The 18472-nt window shown below is 67.1% G+C and carries 18 protein-coding genes, 2 tRNA genes and 1 pseudogene; 15 read left to right on the forward strand and 6 right to left on the reverse strand.

Annotation, left to right across the window (positions count from 1 at the left end; translation table 11 throughout):
* Positions 1–22 precede the first annotated feature (22 nt).
* A complete protein-coding gene (glmU, locus tag IP78_RS04675) occupies positions 23–1372 on the reverse strand; it encodes a bifunctional UDP-N-acetylglucosamine diphosphorylase/glucosamine-1-phosphate N-acetyltransferase GlmU (protein WP_054110553.1) in 1350 nt (449 codons plus the stop codon).
* A 67-nt stretch (positions 1373–1439) separates the two neighbouring features.
* Between glmU and IP78_RS04680 the strand changes: the two genes are divergently transcribed.
* Both IP78_RS04680 and IP78_RS04685 read left to right on the forward strand, forming a co-directional pair.
* Positions 1440–2153 (forward strand): HAD-IA family hydrolase, encoded by a 714-nt coding sequence (locus IP78_RS04680; RefSeq protein ID WP_054110554.1) that lies wholly within the window; start codon positions 1440–1442, stop codon positions 2151–2153.
* Positions 2154–2233: 80 nt separating this feature from the next.
* On the forward strand, positions 2234–3523 hold the full coding sequence (locus IP78_RS04685; protein WP_054110555.1) for a dicarboxylate/amino acid:cation symporter: 1290 nt from the start codon (positions 2234–2236) through the stop codon (positions 3521–3523).
* Positions 3524–3531: 8 nt separating this feature from the next.
* On the opposite strand, the gene IP78_RS04690 is transcribed toward IP78_RS04685, so the two are convergent.
* Positions 3532–3828: a FliM/FliN family flagellar motor switch protein gene (locus IP78_RS04690; RefSeq protein ID WP_197272373.1), complete on the reverse strand. Its 297-nt coding sequence runs from the start codon at positions 3826–3828 to the stop codon at positions 3532–3534.
* A gap of 31 nt (positions 3829–3859) precedes the next feature.
* On the opposite strand from IP78_RS04690, the gene lipB reads away from it, so the two are divergent.
* Positions 3860–4561, forward strand: coding sequence for a lipoyl(octanoyl) transferase LipB (gene lipB, locus IP78_RS04695; protein WP_054110557.1), 702 nt, complete (start codon positions 3860–3862; stop codon positions 4559–4561).
* 6 nt (positions 4562–4567) lie between these two features.
* On the opposite strand, the gene IP78_RS04700 is transcribed toward lipB, so the two are convergent.
* Positions 4568–4642, reverse strand: a tRNA-Val gene (locus IP78_RS04700).
* A 123-nt stretch (positions 4643–4765) separates the two neighbouring features.
* On the opposite strand from IP78_RS04700, the gene IP78_RS04705 reads away from it, so the two are divergent.
* From IP78_RS04705 to IP78_RS04735, 7 genes are all read left to right on the forward strand, one after another.
* Positions 4766–4850: transfer RNA gene (locus IP78_RS04705), tRNA-Leu, on the forward strand.
* Between the two features lie 66 nt (positions 4851–4916).
* The gene (mgtE, locus tag IP78_RS04710) at positions 4917–6320 is read left to right on the forward strand and encodes a magnesium transporter (protein WP_054110558.1); all 1404 of its coding nucleotides are present in this window, start codon (positions 4917–4919) and stop codon (positions 6318–6320) included.
* A 69-nt stretch (positions 6321–6389) separates the two neighbouring features.
* Entirely contained in the window at positions 6390–7871 is a 1482-nt protein-coding gene (locus IP78_RS04715) for a lysozyme (RefSeq protein WP_054110559.1), read from the forward strand.
* Positions 7872–7913: 42 nt separating this feature from the next.
* Positions 7914–9077, forward strand: a complete 1164-nt coding sequence (locus IP78_RS04720) for an isovaleryl-CoA dehydrogenase (protein WP_054110560.1) — start codon at positions 7914–7916, stop codon at positions 9075–9077.
* Positions 9074–9907: a LytTR family DNA-binding domain-containing protein gene (locus IP78_RS04725; protein ID WP_054110561.1), complete on the forward strand. Its 834-nt coding sequence runs from the start codon at positions 9074–9076 to the stop codon at positions 9905–9907. The genes IP78_RS04720 and IP78_RS04725 overlap by 4 nt, the downstream gene beginning before the upstream one ends.
* Before the next feature lie 98 nt (positions 9908–10005).
* Complete coding sequence (locus tag IP78_RS04730) at positions 10006–11271, forward strand: amidohydrolase family protein (protein WP_197272374.1); 1266 nt, start codon at positions 10006–10008, stop codon at positions 11269–11271.
* 157 nt (positions 11272–11428) lie between these two features.
* On the forward strand, positions 11429–12091 hold the full coding sequence (locus IP78_RS04735; RefSeq protein ID WP_054110563.1) for an exopolysaccharide biosynthesis protein: 663 nt from the start codon (positions 11429–11431) through the stop codon (positions 12089–12091).
* Between the two features lie 433 nt (positions 12092–12524).
* On the opposite strand, the gene IP78_RS04740 is transcribed toward IP78_RS04735, so the two are convergent.
* The 3 genes from IP78_RS04740 to flbT all read right to left on the reverse strand — a co-directional run bounded on the left by IP78_RS04740 (position 12525) and on the right by flbT (position 14299).
* Positions 12525–13355: a flagellin gene (locus tag IP78_RS04740; protein ID WP_054110564.1), complete on the reverse strand. Its 831-nt coding sequence runs from the start codon at positions 13353–13355 to the stop codon at positions 12525–12527.
* A gap of 195 nt (positions 13356–13550) precedes the next feature.
* Positions 13551–13919 carry a flagellar biosynthesis regulator FlaF gene (flaF, locus tag IP78_RS04745; protein ID WP_029415467.1) on the reverse strand — a complete coding sequence of 123 codons (369 nt, stop codon included), beginning with the start codon at positions 13917–13919 and terminating at the stop codon, positions 13551–13553.
* Positions 13916–14299 (reverse strand): flagellar biosynthesis repressor FlbT, encoded by a 384-nt coding sequence (gene flbT / locus IP78_RS04750; protein ID WP_054110565.1) that lies wholly within the window; start codon positions 14297–14299, stop codon positions 13916–13918. Before flbT ends, flaF begins: the two co-directional genes overlap by 4 nt.
* 144 nt (positions 14300–14443) lie before the next feature.
* On the opposite strand from flbT, the gene IP78_RS04755 reads away from it, so the two are divergent.
* The 5 genes and pseudogenes from IP78_RS04755 to IP78_RS04775 all read left to right on the forward strand — a co-directional run.
* Positions 14444–16240, forward strand: a complete 1797-nt coding sequence (locus IP78_RS04755; RefSeq protein WP_197272375.1) for a tetratricopeptide repeat protein — start codon at positions 14444–14446, stop codon at positions 16238–16240.
* A gap of 51 nt (positions 16241–16291) precedes the next feature.
* The gene (locus IP78_RS04760; protein ID WP_054110567.1) at positions 16292–16741 is read left to right on the forward strand and encodes a hypothetical protein; all 450 of its coding nucleotides are present in this window, start codon (positions 16292–16294) and stop codon (positions 16739–16741) included.
* Complete coding sequence (locus IP78_RS04765) at positions 16738–16965, forward strand: hypothetical protein (protein WP_054110568.1); 228 nt, start codon at positions 16738–16740, stop codon at positions 16963–16965. The genes IP78_RS04760 and IP78_RS04765 overlap by 4 nt, the downstream gene beginning before the upstream one ends.
* A gap of 70 nt (positions 16966–17035) precedes the next feature.
* On the forward strand, positions 17036–17908 hold the full coding sequence (locus IP78_RS04770; protein ID WP_054110569.1) for a MoxR family ATPase: 873 nt from the start codon (positions 17036–17038) through the stop codon (positions 17906–17908).
* 113 nt (positions 17909–18021) lie between these two features.
* Positions 18022–18472, forward strand: a pseudogene (locus IP78_RS04775) (methyltransferase type 11); the annotation flags it as partial.

Consider the following 18472-nt stretch of genomic DNA (forward strand, 5'->3'; position numbering starts at 1 on the left):
CCCTCTCCCGCTGGGAGAGGGGTCACGACTTCGTCTCCTTCTTCGCCTTGGCCTTCTCGCGGAAGGCAGCGCCCCCGCCCTCCTTCACGACCTGACGGGCTCGCCCGAACGCGAGCGCATCCGGCGGCACGTCCTTCGTGATGACCGAGCCCGACCCCACCAACGCCCCCGCCCCGATCGACACCGGGGCCACGAGCGAACTGTTCGAGCCGATGAAGGCGCCCTCGCCCACCTCGGTGCGCGCCTTGTTAAAGCCGTCGTAGTTGCAGAAGATCGTGCCCGCGCCGACGTTGGCGCCCGCGCCGACCGCGCCGTCGCCCAGATAGGCCAGGTGATTGGCCTTGGCGCCCTTGTCCATCCGGACGGCCTTCACCTCCACGAAATTGCCGACCTTGACGTCCTCGGCCAGGTCCGCGCCGGGGCGCAGGCGGGCGTAGGGGCCGACCTCGGCACCCGAGGCGACCGTCGCGCCCTCGATGTGGGAGAAGCTGCGGATGCGGGCGTTGGCGGCGATTTTCGCGCCGGGGCCAAACACGACGAACGGCTCGATCACCGTGCCGGCGCCGACCTGGGTGTCCCAGGCGAAATGGACGGTGTCCGGCGCGCTCATGGTCACCCCGGCGGCGAGGAAGGTCTCGCGCTGGACCTTCTGGAACAGGGCCTCGGCCTGGGCCAGTTCGGCCTGGGCATTCACGCCCATGACGGCGTCCTCGCTGGCCATGACGGCGCGGGTCGGAGCCCCATGCTCGCGCGCGAGCGCCACGACGTCGGTCAGATAGTATTCGCCCTTGGCGTTGTCGTTGTTGACCTGGCCAAGCATGTCGAACAGCAGCCAAGCGGGCGCGGCCATGACGCCGGAGTTGCAGGTGTTCAGGGCCAGGACCTCGGGGGTGGCCTCCTTGGCCTCAATGATGGCGCTCAGCAGATCGCCGTCCATGACGAGGCGGCCGTAGGCGCCGGGATCGCGGGCCTCGAACCCGATGACGGTCACCCCGCCACCGCCGAACACCGGCGCGATGTCGGTGGCGCGCAGCAGGGGCACGTCGCCGTAGGTGACGACCACCTCTCCGTCGAAGTCGGCGAGCAGGCTCTCGGCGGCGCGCACCGCATGGCCGGTGCCGAGCGGCGGGTCTTGGACGGCGATGGCGTCGGCACCCAGCCGCTTCTCGACATGGGCGCGGACCTCGGGCGAGTGGTTGCCGACGACCACGACGATTCGCTCGCAACCGAGGCCCTCGGCGGCGTCGATGGCATGGTCCAGCATGGCGCGATGGCCGACCGGGTGGAGCACCTTGGGCAGGGGCGACTTCATGCGCGTGCCCTGGCCGGCGGCGAGGATGACGGCGGCCCGTCGTGTCGAGTGGCTGGTCATGAATCGGTCCGGCGGCTAGTCACCACGGCGGTCTAGCCCATCGGCGGACGCGACGGGAGAGACGGCGATGATCGAACAGGACCTGATCGGCTGGACGATCGGCTTCGACCTCGACGGCACCCTGGTGGAGACCCACGAGGACCTGATCGGCACGCTGAACCGCATGCTGGCGACAAAGGGCCTGCCGGCCTGCCCGGTCGAGGGAGCGCGCGACCTGATCGGCGGCGGGGCGCGGGCGCTGCTGGTGCACGGGTTCGAGCGAGCGGGAGCGCCGGTTGAGGACGCGCAGGACCCGGCCCTGTTCGACGCCTTCATCGCCGACTACATCGAGCACATCGCCGACCACTCCCGACCCTTCGACGGCGTGGTCGAGACGCTGGAGCGGCTGGCGGCGCGGGGGGCGACGCTGGTGGTCGTCACCAACAAGCGGTCGGACCTGTCGGAGTTGTTGCTCGGCAAGATCGACCTGACCCGCCACTTCGCCGCCATCGTCGGACCGGACCGGGTCAGCGCAAGAAAGCCGTCAAGGGCGCATTTCAATGAGGCCGTAACGTCGGTCGGCGGCGATCCGGCTCGCGCCATCATGGTGGGCGACGCCGCGCCTGACGTCGGCACGGCGCGCGATGCGGGCGTCCCAGTGATCGGCGTGACCTTCGGCTACACGCCCGTGCCGATGGAAGAGCTGGAGCCCGATGTCATTGTCGACGCCTTTGACGACGTGGAGGAGGCGGTCGACATGCTGGTGGTCGACCACTACGTCCAGAAGGCGATGGCGGGCTGATCCTTTAGCGCCACAACACCTGTTGCGGTATCGCACTGCAGCATCCATCTCCGAGGGCCGACAACGAGAGCGCCCTCCCCATGCTCGCCCGTTTCTTCGCCATTCCGCTGTGGCAGCGCACCGCCGCCGGCTTCGTGCTGGGAATCTTCGCCGGCCTGATCCTGCAGGAACAGGCCACGGTCTGGCTGGAGCCGATCGGGGACGTCTATTTGAACCTGATCCGCATGGTGGTGGCGCCGCTGGTGCTGTTCACCATCGCCAGCTCCATCGCCAAGCTGGGCGAAGGCACGGGTGCCGTCCGGCTGGCCATTCGTACCGTCGTCTGGTTCGCCCTGACGTCGTTCCTGGCCGTGCTGGTGGGGCTGGCCTTCGGGCACTTGATCGATCCGGGCGCGGGGCTGGCCAACCTGCCGCTGGGCGAAGTGCGAGAGCGCGAGATCCCGACACCGCTGGAAGTGCTCATCGGCATCGTCCCGACCAATCCCTTTGCGGCGCTGGCCGAGGGCAAGGTGCTGCAGATCATCTTCTTCTCGGCGCTTGTGGGCGCGGCTCTGGTGGCGCTGGGCGACCGGGCGCAGACGGCCCGGCGGTTCGTGGACGAAGGCGCGGCGGTCGTATTCCGCATCACCCGCTGGGTGATCCAGCTGACGCCGATCGGCGTGTTCGGCCTGATTGGCGCGGTCGTGGGCGGCTATGGCTGGGAGGCGCTGCTGCCGCTCGGCAAGTTCGTGATCGCCATCTATGCCGCCTGCCTGTTCCACGTCTTCGTGGTCTATCCGGTGCTGCTGAAGGCGCACGGGCTGAAGGTGCTATCCTTCTTCAAGGGGGCGTTTGCGGCCCAGCAGACGGCGTTCGCGACCCAGTCGTCGCTGGGCACCCTGCCCATCACCCTGCGCCAGACGGTCGAGCGGCTGGGCGTGCCCCAAGCCTATGCGGCCTTTGCCGTTCCGCTGGGGGCCAACGTCAAGATGGATGGGTGCGGAGCCATCTATCCGTCCATCGCCTCGATCTTCATCGCCCAATATTTCGGCATCGAGCTGACGCTGACGCAGTACGTCCTGATCGGCCTGACGGCCGTGCTGGGATCTCTGGGGACGGCGGGGGTGCCGGGCACCTCGATCGTCATGCTGACGCTGACCCTGTCGACGGCGGGCCTGCCGCTGGAGGGCATCGGCTACATCGTGGCGGTCGACCGCATCGTGGACATGATCCGCACCATGACCAACGTTACCGGGCAGATGCTGGTGCCTGTCCTGGTGGCGCGCGAGGAGGGCGTGCTGAACCACGACATCTACGACGGCCACGTCGCCTGGCTGCCGGGCGATCCGGAGGCGGAGACGCCCGAGGGCGTGCGGGCGGCCGGAATCTGAACTCGTCTCTAGGCCGCGCCGGCCATGAAGTCGTAGACGTCGGCGGGCCGGGTCACGGTGATGGCGATGCGGTCCTCGCGGATCTCGATCTGGCCGCGCGCCACCGGGTGGTTGTTGGCGAGGATCCAGACCTCGTCGTGCTCGGTGGCGTCGAGCGGGATGACGGCACCGCGGCCCATCTTGAGCAGCTGGGCCATGGGCAGCACGGAGCGGCCCAGCACGACGGACAGCTCGACGTTAACGGCCTCGACCTGGCTCATGGGAACTCCGGATACGCTGGAGGGTACTGGCGGCTGATCTTGCATTGGTGGCCCTCGGGGTCACATTGGGCCGATCATGCTTGCCGAGCCGTTAAGCGCCGCCCCATCCCCGCTGATTCGCCCCGATGGCCGCCCCGTCGAGTGGGTCACGGCGCCCGGCTACGTCCCCTATGAGGACGCCGTCGCCGAGATGGAGGCGCGCGTCGCCGCCATCGCCGCCGGAAAGGCGGCCGAGCGGGTCTGGCTGCTGGAACATCCGCCGCTGTACACCGCCGGGGTGTCGGCGAAGGACGAAGACCTTCTGGCCCCGGGGCGGTTTCCGGTGCACCGGACGGGACGCGGCGGGCAGTTCACCTATCACGGGCCAGGTCAGCGCGTGGCCTATGTCATGCTGGACCTGAACCAGAGGGGCCGCGACGTACGGGGCTTCGTGCGCGGGTTGGAGGCCTGGATCATCGGCGCGCTGGACCGGTTCGGCGTCGAGGCCGGGATTCGCGAGGGCCGCGTCGGCGTCTGGGTCGAGCGCAAGGGTCCGGGCTGGAGCCGCGAGGACAAGATCGCCGCCATCGGGGTCAAGGTGCGGCGGTGGGTCAGCTTCCACGGCATCAGCCTGAACGTGGAGCCGGAGCTGGACCACTTTGGCGGCATCGTGCCGTGTGGCATCGCCGAACACGGCGTGACCAGTCTCGTCGACCTCGGCGTTCTGGCGACGATGGACGAGGCCGACGCAGCGCTAAAGACCAGCTTTCGCCAGGTCTTCGGAGCGGTCGAGACGTGATGGAAATGGTGGATGCGACAGGGATTGAACCTGTGACCCCCTCGGTGTGAACGAGGTGCTCTCCCGCTGAGCTACGCATCCATCTCTCGGGGAGGCGGGGACATAGCCCGGTCGATCCGAGGTGGCAAGCGGATCATGGCGATCGCTGGCGGCACCCCCTTCCCTTCCGGTTCCGCCTCCGCTATCAGCGCGCCTCCGATGCGAGCGGTCGTGGCGGAATTGGTAGACGCGCAGCGTTGAGGTCGCTGTGGGGCAACCCGTGGAAGTTCGAGTCTTCTCGACCGCACCATCCGATGTGAACAGGAACGCGATCGGCCCTACCAGCTGATACATATCGAGAGAGGGAGGCCCCCGCGTGAGCGAACAGACCGCCACTCTCGATCCGCACGACATCGAAGATCACGAGGCGCTGGACGAGGACTATGTCCTGACGGCCGCCTTCGTGGAGAAGGTCGTCGACGCCGCCGATGATGGCGACGGCCTTCGCCTGCGCTCCCTGCTCGAAGACCTCCACCCCGCCGACGTCGCCGACCTGATGGGCTTTCTGACGGCAGAGCACCGCGCGGTCGTGGTGCTGTGGCTGCCGCCGGAGCTGCTGGCCGAGACCCTACCGGAGCTGGACGACGGCATCCGCGAGGAGGTGCTGGAACGGGTGCCCAACGCCACCCTGGCCGAGGCGCTGCAGGAACTGGATTCCGACGACGCCGCCGCCGTGGTCGAGGACCTGGAGGACGATCAGCGCGAGAAGGTGCTGGCGGCCATGCCCGCGCCCGAACGCGCCGCCATCGAGAACTCGCTGCAGTATGCCGAGGATACCGCCGGGCGCCTGATGCAGCGCGAGGTCATGGCCGCGCCGTTGTTCTGGACGGTCGGCGACACGATCGACCATGTGCGGGCGCAGGGCGAGGATCTGCCAGAGCTGTTCTTCGACATCTACGTGGTCGATCCGATCAACCGGCCGGTCGGGGGCATTCCGATCAGCGGCCTGCTGAGAGCCGCGCGCGCGGTGAAACTGGCCGACCTGATGGAGCCGGTGAACGAGATCGCGGCCGACACCGACCAGGAAGAGGTCGCCTACATCTTCGAGAAGTATCACCTGATCTCGGCGCCGGTGGTGGACGCGGGCGGGCGGCTGGTGGGTCAGATCACCGTCGATGACATCGTCAACATCATCCAGGAAGAAAACCGCGAGGACATCCTGCGCCTGGCCGGCGTGTCCGACGAAAGCCGGGGCGCGGGCGTGTTCGGCGTTGTGCGGTCGCGCATCCCCTGGCTGATGGTGAACCTCGGCACAGCGGTCTTCGCCTCGCTTGTGATCGGCCAGTTCGCCGACGAACTCGAGGCGCTGGTCTATCTCGCGATCCTGATGCCGATCGTGGCCTCGATCGGCGGCAACGCGGGCACCCAGGCCCTGACGGTCGCCGTGCGGTCGCTGGCGTCGCGCGAGCTGACTTCGGCCAACGCGCCCCGCATCCTGGGACGCGAGATCATGGTCGGCCTGTTCAACGGCGCGGCCATCGGGGCGCTGCTGGCCGGGATCGCCTGGATCTGGTTCCGGGAGCCACTGCTGTCGCTGACCATCGGGCTGGCGGTCGTCATCAACTTGTTCGCAGCCGCCCTGGCCGGGACGCTGGTACCCTTGGCGCTGGATCGTCTGGAGCGGGATCCGGCCGTGTCATCCCCCGTTTTCGTCAGCTGGATCACCGATACGATCGGATTCCTGTCGTTCCTGGGTCTTGCGGGCGTGATCCTGTTGTAAGACGGCGCGGTCCTTGCGGGATCGCGCTTGAGGCGAAGCCGTCCTGTCTCGATTTGGGTCAATAGTCCGGTGTCCGACGTCGTTCATCCTGTGAAGAAGGTCTCCCGCGAGGGGATCGTCCTCATCAAGAGTTTCGAGGGCTTTCGACCCCGCGCGGTCATGCGACCCGAGGGCGGCTGGATCATCGGCTATGGCCACACCCTGTCGGCACGCGAAGGGGCCACGGTGTCAGAAGCCGACGCCGAGCTGCTCCTTCGCTACGACCTGCTGGCCGTCGAAAAGCGGCTGAATGACACCATCTCGATCCCGCTGAACCAGCACCAGTTCGACGCGCTCGCCAGCTTCGCATTCTCGGTCGGCCTGGATCGTTTCGCGACCTCTGACGTCCTGTCGCGTTTGGCGTCGGGGGAAGCCGGCGCGGCGGCCGAAGCCATGCTGGCCTGGCCGGAGACGCGCAGCCCTTCGGCCGGAAGCCGCCGCCGCGCCGCCGAGCGCGCCCTGTTCACCGCCGATCCGGCCCACCCGGTCGCCCTCGCCGCCTTGCTCGCCGCGCCCGTCGTGGAGCCCGAGATGGATCCACAGGAGCCGGAGGCCGAGCCGATCATATCGGGCGCGACGCCCATGGACGAGCGCCAAGTCGCCGATCGCATCGTCGAACCGGCCCCGGCAGAGATCGAACCGCGTGTGGCGGCCGTCGCGGTTCTGCTCGGCGAAGCGGAAACCCCCGTCGGCCCGGCCATCGCGCCGATCGTGCCGACATTCGAGACCTTCGCGCCCGCGCCGGTGGACGAGCCGATGGAAGTCGTCGCAGCCGCGGCCCCCGCCCCTCCATCCGAACGGGAACCGCCCGCTCCGGAGGCAACCAAAACTGTCGAGCCGGAACCAGCCAACGACGTCGAGGTCGAGTTCGCGCCAGAACCCGAGCCCCAGATCGCACCCGAGCCCGCGCCAGCGCTCTCTGCGGCGACCCCGCAACCCACCCAACTCCTGGTCGGGGGCCCCGTCGCCGGAGGTGCCGCTACCAGCCTGGCTCTGAACGTTCATCGCTACTCGCCCTATGGCGCGGCGATCATTGGCCCCATTCCCGGTCTCGCGCCGGTTCCTGCGCCTGAGCCTGAACCCGAGCCGACGACGGTGCCGGAGAGCCTTTTGCTGACCTCGCCCAACGATGCGCCCGAGCCGGTCGTGGTCCGTCCGGCCTGGACAGCCGAAGAGCGGGCCGAGGTCGAAACCACGCCCGCGGGCGAAAGCCTGTTCGGCGAGGACCTGGGCCTGACCCAGGGCGGCCAGCCGCTTGGTCAGTCCGACTTCGAACCCGAGCCGCCGCAGCGTTTCGACTGGAGCGAGACAGGGGCCTTCATCGTCATGGGTGCCGTCGGTCTGACGGCGTTCGGGGCCTCCATGGCCGCCTTCCGGCTCGCGTCGGAACAGGGCGCGGGCGACGAGACCAGCATCATCGGCTGGGTGCTGGCCGTGATCGGCGTCGCCTGCGTGGGCGTGTCGTCGTTCAACCTCTATCGCAAGTTCGGCCTGGCGGGCAGCGACCGTTAAGCCCCTCCCAAGGGGGTGACGGATCATGCTAGGGCGCGGAACATGAGCATTCCCAACGCCCCCCAATCCATGGAATTCGGCCTCGGCGAGACCGCCGACGCCATTCGCGACACGACCGCCCGCTGGGCCGCCGATCGCCTGGCGCCCCGCGCCGCCGAGATCGACGAGACCAATACCTTCGCCCGCGACCTGTGGCCCGAGATGGGCGAGCTGGGCCTGCACGGCATCACGGTCGAGGAGGAGTTCGGCGGGCTGGGCCTGGGCTACCTCGAACACTGCGTGGCGATGGAGGAGGTGTCGCGCGCCTCGGCCTCGATCGGCCTGAGCTACGGCGCCCACTCCAACCTGTGCGTCAACCAGATCCGCCGCTGGGGCACCGAAGAGCAGAAGCGCCGCTATCTGCCCGGCCTGATCTCCGGCGAACATGTCGGATCGCTGGCCATGTCCGAGGCCGGCTCGGGCTCGGACGTCATGTCGATGAAGACGCGGGCGGAGAAGAAGGGCGACCGCTACGTTCTGAACGGCACCAAGTTCTGGATCACCAACGCCCCGCACGCCGAGACCCTGGTCGTCTACGCCCGCACCGGCGACGGCAACGGCGGCGTCACCGCCTTCCTGATCGAGAAGGGCATGAAGGGGTTCAGCGTCTCCAAGAAACTGGACAAGATGGGCATGCGCGGGTCGGACACCGCCGAGCTGGTGTTCGAGGACTGCGAAGTCCCGGAAGAAAACATCATGGGCGGCGAGGGCCGGGGCGCGGCGGTGCTGATGAGCGGGCTGGACTATGAGCGCGCGGTGCTGGCGGCGGGGCCGCTCGGCATCATGCAGGCGGCGCTGGACGTGGTCCTGCCCTATGTCCGCGACCGCAAGCAGTTCGGCAAGGCGATCGGTAGCTTCCAGCTGATGCAGGGCAAGGTGGCGGATATGTACGTCGCCCTGAACTCGGCCCGGGCCTATGTCTATGCCGTCGCCAAGGCGTGCGATCAGGGTCTGACCACGCGCTATGACGCGGCGGGCGCGATCCTGCTGGCGTCCGAAAACGCGGTGAAGGTGACGCTGGAGGCGGTGCAGGCTCTGGGCGGTGCCGGCTACACCAAGGAATGGCCGGTCGAGCGCCTGGTCCGCGACGCCAAGCTCTATGACATCGGCGCCGGAACGAACGAGATCCGCCGCTTCCTGATCGGGCGGGAGCTTCTCGGGTCGTGACCTTCTCCGCACAGCCCTGGCTGACGACCGGCGCGGCCGGTCTCGGTCGCGGCTGGCGGCGCGATCTGGCACGAGACGCCGTAGCGCTGGGCGTGGTCACGCTCGGCTATTTCACTCTGTTCCTGCTGACGCGGGATGTGCCCCTCGTGGAGATCGTTCAGGCGACGTTGAGGAACTCAGTGTCGCTGGCTCTCGTGGCCACGCTGATGCGGCCTTGGGTGCGGCGTGTGCTGAAGCTGAAACCCGCCGTACAAACGGCGATGCATGCGATGCTCGCGCTGGGCTTCAGCCTTGTCTGGCTTTGGGTGCTGACCGTGGTGGGCGCGTTGCTGGGCGCACCGTCTGTCATGCGGTTCGAGGTCAATCCCTTCCTCGTCGGACCGGCGGCCGAATGGCAGATGTTCCAGGGGCTGTTCGTCTACGGCCTGCTCGCCTGCCTGATCGCGCTGGAGCAGAGGCCGGCGCGGGGTGGGGTGATCGTGCTCACCGCCGAGGAAGCCGAGGGTGAGGCCCGTTTCCTGATGCGCGAGGGAGAAGACATCCGGCCGCTGGCCGTCGGACGGCTGGTGGCCGTGCGGGGCGCGGACGACTACTCCGAGCTGGTGACGCTGGATGGAAACCGCCTGGTCCAGACCCGGCTGGCAGAGTTCGAGCGGATGCTGGATCCGGCGCGGTTCGTGCGGGTGCATCGCTCGGCCATCGTCAACCTGGACCGCATGGTGCGGGCCGAGCCCGCGGGCGGCGGGCGTTTGCTGATCCATCTGGAAGCCGGGCCGCCGGTGCACGCCAGCCGAGCCGGCGCGAAGGCGCTGAAAGACCGGACGCTCTGACGCCGTTGGCCGAAACGGCCATGTCGGTTCGCCGATACGGCCCCACAAAGCGTCCGCCTCGCCTCAGGATGCATCGACAGTCGAGTGGAGAGGCGAGGATGAAGCGTTCTGGATGGATGGTACTGGCTTGGGTGGTCGCCGGAGGGGCAGCCGCGCAGACACCAAGCGAGACGCTGTATCACGGCGGGCGGGCGTGGACCGGCCAGGGCTTCGAGCCGCGGGACCTGGCGGTGCGTGGCGACAGGATCATCGACGGATCGGCACTCGGCCCAAACGCGACCCGTGTCGATGTCACCGGCCGGTGGCTGATCCCGGCCTACGCCAACGCCCACGCTCATATCACCAATGCGACGATGGAGACGAGCCGCGTCTATACTGATGCAGGAGTCTTCTACGTCTGGAACCCCAACACCATCGTCCAGGACGCTCAAGACAAGGCGTTCTTCGCCCGGCCCGACACCTTCGATGTCCGCGTGGCCCAGGGCGGCATAACCGAACCTGGCGGTCATCCAGAGCGCCTGTATGTCGAGTTTCTATCGCAAAGCGTCTACGCGGGCCGCCCGCGAGAGTGGTTCATCGGCAACGCCTTCCATTATGGTTCGACACCGCCCGAGATCGACGCGACGCTGGATGTGCTGAGCGCCCAAGGCGCCGACTTCGTGAAGGCCTATCTGCTCAACTCCGAACGGTATGCTGAGCTAAAGAACGACCCGACAGCCTATGGGCGCAGGGGCCTGAATCCCGAGAATTTCGCCTATCTGGTCCAGGCAGCCCATGCGCGGGGGCTGCCCGTCGCGGTGCACATGGAGACGGCGCACGATCTGGAGGTCGCGGCTCGCGCGGGGGCCGACTTCGCCGCTCATCTGCCGGGTTATGGCGGCGATGAACCCGAAGCCCTGGACAGTAAGCGGATCACGCCCGAGCTGGCAGCCCTGGTCGCGCGATCCGGCATGCGGGTGATCCCGACCTACGGGATCATCGTCGGTTCTGCCTATGACGAAGAAGGTGCAATCACCGGCGAGGCCACGGAACAGATCGCCCTGCAGCGCGAGAACCTGCGGCTGTTGCGCGAGGCGGGGGTCCCGATCCTGATCGGGACGGACGGGCGCGGTCCAATCTTCTCGGAAGCCGAACACCTCGTCGAAATCGGCGTCTTCAGCCCAGCGGAAGCGACACGCATCGTTTTGGAGACGGGACCGATGCTGTTCCCCGACCGCAGGATCGGCTGCCTCGACGTCGGATGCGAAGCCGATTTTCTGGTTCTGGACGCCGACCCGACTGTCGACATCGCGGCATTGAGGCGGATCGACGGTCGCGTGATGCAAGGCAGACCGCTCGAGGCGACACCAGAGAGCGTCGACTGATCGCCGCCTCCGCCGAAAGGCAAACCCGAACAGTCGGCATTTGACCGCACTCATTGACCGGAATGGTCAGGTTCTTCACGCCTTGCGGAATGTTAAGTGGCGTTGAGGCAGGCTCGCCTCTAGATCACGGCCTTAGCCCTCTCCGGACCCGTCGCTGATGCCCGACTACGACTATCAGAGCGACACGCGCCGGTTCTCCCAGGTTCTAGAGGACATCGGGGCCAAGGACGACGACAAGCTTTATCTCGGCGAACTGGTGAACGCCTTCGGCGAGCGCGGCTTCGGGGCCCTGATGGTATTCTTCGGCCTAGTGAACGCCATCGCCTCGCCTATCCCAGGTTCAACAACGATCCTGGGCGCCCCCATGCTGCTGATCTGCCTGCAGCTGGCCACGCGACAGGATCAGCTGTGGATGCCGAAGTGGGCGCTGAAATCCAGCCTCCCGCGTGAAAACTTCCGGGGCGTCATCGCCAAGGTCCGCAAGCCACTGACAACCATCGAACGCCTGTCGAAGCCTCGCCTCGGGTTCATGTCGAGCGAGATCGCCGAGGTGCTGATCGGCGTGACGTGTTGCCTGCTGACGGTCATCGTCATGCTGCCGATCTTCGGGGGCAACCTGTTTCCGTCGCTGTTCGTGGCCCTGTTCGGATTCGGCCTGATGCAGAGGGACGGGGTGGCGATCGGGGTGGCATGGATCGGGGTCGCCGGATTCTGCGTCTTCGTCTGGCTGGCGTGGGAGGTGATCTCCCGGCTGTTCCTGGCCAGCGCGGGGATGTGGGAGAGCGCCTGGCAGTGGGTGGTCGGCCTGTTCGGCGGCTGACCGCGCGTCAGACCCGGGCTCAAGCAGCAAGACGCCGCGCGTCGAGTGGTAACCCACAACAACAAGGGCCGCCGGGTTACCCCGACGGCCCACATTGTCTGACCGCTTGGCGGCCGACCGATTATCCGTCTGAAAGGATCAGACCCGGACCTCGCCAGAGGACCAGCAACCGGTCACCGCACGGGTATGGGACAATGAGATCACTGGATCACCTCCTTTCGACTGTTGAACAGGGAGCATGAAGGTAGGGGTGCTTCGGCCACCCCGCAAAGCCCAGATGCCGACTTCGTGATCGCCCTCGCTCAAGCGGCGATCGACCGCGTCGCAAGCGGTGGCACCATAACACGCGCTCAAGCAGCGAGCGACCGCGTCGCGAGCGGTAGCGCCACAAAGAAGAAACGCCGAGGATTCCTCCCCGGCGTCCCTACGCTCACTAGTTCCTGAACAGCGACAGGAGGATCTGCGGCGACTGGTTGGCGATGCCCAGCGCCTGGACTCCGAGCTGCTGCTTGGTCTGCAACGACTGGAGCTTGGCGCTTTCCTTCGCCAGGTCGGCGTCCACCAGATTGCCCACCCCGGCTTCCAGCGCATCCGTCAACTTGCCGACGAAGGTGCGGTGGGTCTCCAGGGCCTTCGCCTTTGTACCCAAACGCGCGAGCGCGCCGGACACATTGTCGATCGAGGCATTCACCAGACCAAGGGCGGTGGTCGCCAGGGTCGCGGTGCCGATGGTCGTGGTGGCCGTCACGGTGACGTTGGTCGATCCCAGAGCCAGAACCTCGGCCTGAACCGTCAGGGTCGCGGTACCGGCCGCATTGGCCAGGGCCGCAAACCCGGTCGCGCCGGTCTCCAGGAGGTTGATCCCGTTGAAGTCGGCGTTGTTGGTCACGGTCGTGATCTGGTCGCGGATCGCCTTGAAGTCCTCGTTCAGGGCCGCCCTCGATGCCGTAGACAGCGACCGATCCGTGGCCGCCAGCGCCTTCTCCTTCAATTGCAGCAAGAGGTCAGAGACGCTCTCGCCGGCCGCCAGGCTGACGTCGACCGCCGATATGCCGCGGTCGAGCGATGCTTTGACCGCCCCCAGGGCGCCGATGTCGGCTCGTTGACCCTGGGCGATGGCCCAGATGGCCCCGTTGTCCTTGGCGTTGGACACCTTTTTCCCGGTATTGATCCGGGTCTGGGTGGCCGCCAGTTCGACGTTGGTGGCGTTCAGGTTCTGCAGCGCGATCATCGCGCCGTAGTTGGTGTTGACCGAGTTGGCCATGAGACAATCCTTCCATTCTGGTCGGGGGTGACGGCCTTCTGGCCGTTGAACCGGTTCTGGTCCTGCGCGCGCCCACGCAAACGGCGGGCCGCAGGCAGCCCGTCAAAGACCGTCGACTTTTCAGAAGGTTGGATCACGCGGAGGGTCGCCTCGCGGGCAATCCTTACCGGACGATGGAAATCCTTGCCGGGCGGGTCAGGCCGCCTGCTGGCCGCCCTGGGGCGCGAGACCCTGCATGATGGCTCTGTTGATATCGATCAACGGTTCGAAGTCTTCCTCGCCCCGCATCACGGCCGAGGAATGACGGGCAACGAACAGGCTCAGCGAAATGATCTGGGCCCGCATGGGACTGTTCAGCTGGTTGGACGGATCGGCGCAGTCGGTGGCCAGCACCGACCAGAGGCGGCGGTTCCAGTCGAGCGCGTCGATGCGCGTCTTGATGTCGGTCTTGTCCACCGTCGAGGCGTGGATCAGGGCGCGGGTCACCTGGCCGAAGAGGCGATATTCCATCTCGCGCGGGGTCTCGGTGCGCGTCGACGCCTGGGAGTAGGCTGACAGCATCAGGTCAGGCTTTCCTCATAGTCGACGATCTTCCGGGCGCTCATCAGCGCCTTGTAGTACTCGCGGGCCATGACGTGCTTCGAACAGGCCACGCATTCGGCCATGATCGCCGGGTTGCGGGTCGCGTTCATGAACTCCGACAGGCGGGTGACGAACTCGTCGTAGACCTTGGGCACGGCGCTCTCGTCCAGGTACATCATCATGACCGGGAAATAGATGCGCTTGGCCGGGGTGGTGACCTCCTCGACCTGCATGATGTCCTTCTCACGAAGCACCGACGCCTTGTTCTGGAGGATCAGCACGCCGCGCCGGTCGCCGTTCTGAACGACCGCGCCGTTCAGGACGAACTTCTCGCCGGGTTTCAAAGACAGCTTCAGCGGCATGGGCCGGGCCTCCCTCTCCCGTCTTGGGCTCCTGACTAGCCGGACGGTGACTGAGCAACGTTAAACGGCCGTGGTTAACCATGTGCTATGACACCGGCGGCCAAGCTGGGCGCAGGCTTCGCCCCACCGCATTCGAGTCCGTTTATGCCCCTCGCCTTCCCTACAGACGCCCAAACCGCCGAGCCGGCGCTTGGCCATATGCCCCTCGTGCAGGACGCGACCGGCGACGCCGCATCACCGGCCGCGATCCGGCGGCTGTCGCACGCACTGGCCGACACGCGCGGGCCAAACGTCAAGGCGCAGAAGAAGGCTGTGGAGCAGCTGAAGGCCGCGGTCGCCTCCATCCGGATGGGCGACTATCAAGCGGCGGCCAAGCGGGCGCTGGCGCTGCTGCAGGCCGATGAGCGCAATGGACTGGCCTGGCACGTCCTGGCCATCGCCCAGGAAAAAAGCGGCCGCCTGTCCGAGGCCCTGAGCGCCTATGACGCCGCGCTGCGCATCCTGCCGGAAGACGCCAACATCGCCCACGACCTGGCCCGCCTCGCCCAGCGCCTGGGGCATCTCGATATCGCCGAGAAGCTACTGCTGAAGTTCCTGTCGATGGAGCCGGGACACGTCGAGGGGACCAACAACCTGGCCTGCGTGCTGCGCGACCAGAAGCGGTACGACGAGGCTATCGACCGCCTGCGCGACCTGGTCGCCATCGAGCCCGAAAGCCCGACGCTGTGGAACACCATCGGCACGGTCCTGTCGGACCAAGGCCGCATGGGCGAGAGCCTGCCTTTCTTCGACGAGGCGCTGAGGCTGGACGAGGGCTTCGCTAAGGCCCGCTACAACCGCGCCAATGCGTTGCAGCCGCTGGGGGAGCCCGAGCGGGCGTTGGCCGACCTGGATCAGGCCCTGCCCGGCGCCGAGAGCCCTTATGAAAAGGCCATGATGCGCATGGCCCGGGCCATGCTGCTGATGGGCATGGGGCGCCTGAAGGAAGGCTTTGACGAATACGAGGTCCGGCTCGATCCCGAAATGCCCGAGGCGATGCGCGTGGTCGTCGACGCCCCACGCTGGGACCCGGCGGCCACCGACATCCGCGGCAAGCGCCTGCTGGTCGTCGGCGAACAGGGCATCGCCGACGAGATGGTGTTCGGCACCTGCCTGCCCGATGTGATCGAGGCGGTTGGCCCCGACGGCAAGGTCTTCATCGCGGTCGAGCCACGCCTGGTCGACCTGTATCAACGCAGCTTTCCGACGGCGGTCGTCGGCGGGCACCGGGCAGTCCGGATCGAGGGGCGGCTGCACCGCTACTGCCCCTTCATGGAGGAGGTCGCCGAGCGCGAGGGCAAGGCCGATGCCTGGACCCCGATGGCGGCCCTGCTGGCCCAGTACCGGACGGAGCTGTCCGCCTTCCCTGACCGCGACGGCTATCTGACGCCCGATCCCGAGAAGGTCGCGCGCTGGAAGGGCGAGCTGGAGGCGCTGGGGCCGGGCTTCAAGGTCGGGCTGCACTGGAAGAGCCTGGTCCTGACCGGCGTGCGGGCGCGCTACTTCTCCAGCTTCGAGCGGTGGAAGCCGGTGCTGACCGCGCCCGGTTGCGTCATGGTCAATCTGCAGTGCGGCGACGTGTCCGAGGACCTGGCGGCGGCGGAGGCGGCCGGCGTGCGCATCTGGACGCCACCGATGAACCTGAAGGACGACCTGGACGACTTGGCGGCCCTCTCCTGCGCGCTGGATCTGGTCATCGGGCCAGGCATCGCGGGGACCAACCTGGCAGCGGCGTCCGGCGCGCGCACCTGGCTGATCCATGCGCCGGACGACTGGCACCTGCTCGGGACCGACCGCTATCCCTTCTATCCGCGGGTGCGCACCTTCGCGACCGGCGGATTTGACGGCTGGCCCCGCGCGATCGCCGAAATCCGGGCCGCGCTTGAGGCCGAAGTCGCCTGACGGAACGTCGCCCTGCCCGGCCGCGTTGACCTCCCACACAGGGAGGTGACCATGCCCGACACCGACACCGGCCCCGACGAACAGGACCAGTCCGAGCTCTTTGACGAGGACAACTTCGACCCCGCCGACGCCGGCGCGCCGACGAACGAATTCAGGACGTTCGAGGAACTGCCGGAGGTACTCGACGTCACCTCGGCCGAGGGCGACGCCGACGTGGAAGAGTTCGACGAGGACGATCTCGATCTCGATCTCGACGATGAGCTGAGCGCGGAGGGCGTCGAACCGGACGCCGACGGCCGCTTCGGCGAGGGCGCGGCCAGGGTTGGCGAGCAGGACCTTGGGGCCGACGAGTCCGGCAGGGCCGAAATCGAGCTGGTCTATTCCGGCCTCATGGAAGACGTGAGGGGTGCCCAGGCCAGCGCCGCCCACTGGGAAGCCAAACGCCTGTCCGACGACGACATCGAGGATCTGGGCTACACTGACAAAGGAGATGACCAATGACCCATATCGACGCCCTGAACGCCGTCGCCGGCTCGCCAGCCGAGAATGCTCATGACGAGGAGGGCGCGGCTGCACGCCCCGCCGCCCCACTTGGGGAGAGCAAGCATGATCACCTCGCTGAGCATGAGGCCGAAGCGGAGAATCGTCAGGAAGCCCTGATCGACGAGGGCGTGGAAGAAACCTTCCCCGCCAGCGATCCGGCGACGCCGAAGCGCATCACCTGACGCGGCAAACTGATCGTTGTTAACCGGCCGCGTCATCGGCTAGGGCTGCCTCGAGCAACCGGAGCCATCCATGACGCGGCCGACCGACCGGTTCGAGGGCACCTCGGACTATATCGCCACCCAGGACCTGAAGATCGCGGTCAACGCCGCCGTCGCGCTGGAGCGGCCGCTCTTGATCAAGGGGGAACCGGGCACGGGAAAGACGGTTCTGGCCTATGAGCTGGCCAAGGCGCTGAACGCGCCGCTGATCACTTGGCACATCAAATCGACGACCAAGGCCCACAACGGCCTCTATGAATACGACGCCGTCAGCCGGCTGCGCGACAGCCAGTTGGGCGACGAGCGCGTGCACGACGTCCGCAACTATCTGAAGCCCGGCAAGCTGTGGGAGGCCTTCACCAGTCCGGTGCGCCCCGTCCTGCTGATCGACGAGATCGACAAGGCCGACATCGAGTTCCCCAACGACCTGCTGCAGGAACTCGACCGGATGGAGTTCTTCGTCCAGGAGACGGGCGAGACGATCAAGGCGGCCGTGCGGCCGGTGGTCGTCATCACCTCGAACAATGAGAAGGAGCTGCCCGACGCCTTCCTGCGGCGGTGCTTCTTCCACTACATCCGCTTCCCCGACGACGAGACCATGAAGGCTATCGTTGCGGTGCACTTCCCCGGCGTCAAGCCACGGCTGGTGTCGGAGGCGCTGAAGACCTTCTATGAGATCCGCGACACGCCGGGCCTGAAGAAGAAGCCATCCACGTCGGAGCTTCTCGACTGGTTGAAGCTGCTGATGGTCGACGATGTCCAGCCCGAAACCCTGCGCGAGACCCACCCGCAAAAGTTGATCCCACCCCTGCATGGCGCGCTCTTGAAGAACGAACAGGATGTTCACCTGTTCGAACGCCTCGCCTTCCTCAATAGACGCGAGGGCGCGCGGCCCGGCGGCTAAGGAAGCGCCGCATTCTGCACATGGCACGAACAGATATCGTCAGACGCCTTACCGCGATTTCACTGGAACAGCGGCTGTTTTTGTTCGAAGGGAAGGCTGAAAGGACCGCCGGAATGCGTCTGCCCGCCCTCGCCCCGATCTGCCTCGCTGCCCTGCTGATGGCTGCGTGCGACGGCGACAACTCGGTGCGCATCTCCGCGACCGAGACCCGGACCGACGGCAAGGGCGTGCTGAAGGTGATCGACACCTTGCAGTGCCCCGAGACCATCGGCGTCCTGACCCGCAAGGGCTCCGCCCACGACGAGGGCCAGCACTGCGTCTATACGGGCCCGCGCGGTGCCGAGGTGTCGCTGAAGCTGGTGCGGCTAACGGACCAGCCGATCGAAGCGATCCTGGACCGTTACGAGCAGGACCTGATGCGCTCCATGCCGCATACGGCGGCCTCGCTGGCAGCCTCGCGCGAGGCATCGGAGGCCAGGGCTGCAGCCGATTCGGCCTCCGTTCAGGCTGAGGCCGCGGCTGATGCAACGGCGGACGCCGCAGCCGAGGCATCGGCCTCCGCCG

It is taken from the genome of Brevundimonas sp. AAP58 (assembly GCF_001295975.1).
Taxonomy (GTDB): domain Bacteria; phylum Pseudomonadota; class Alphaproteobacteria; order Caulobacterales; family Caulobacteraceae; genus Brevundimonas.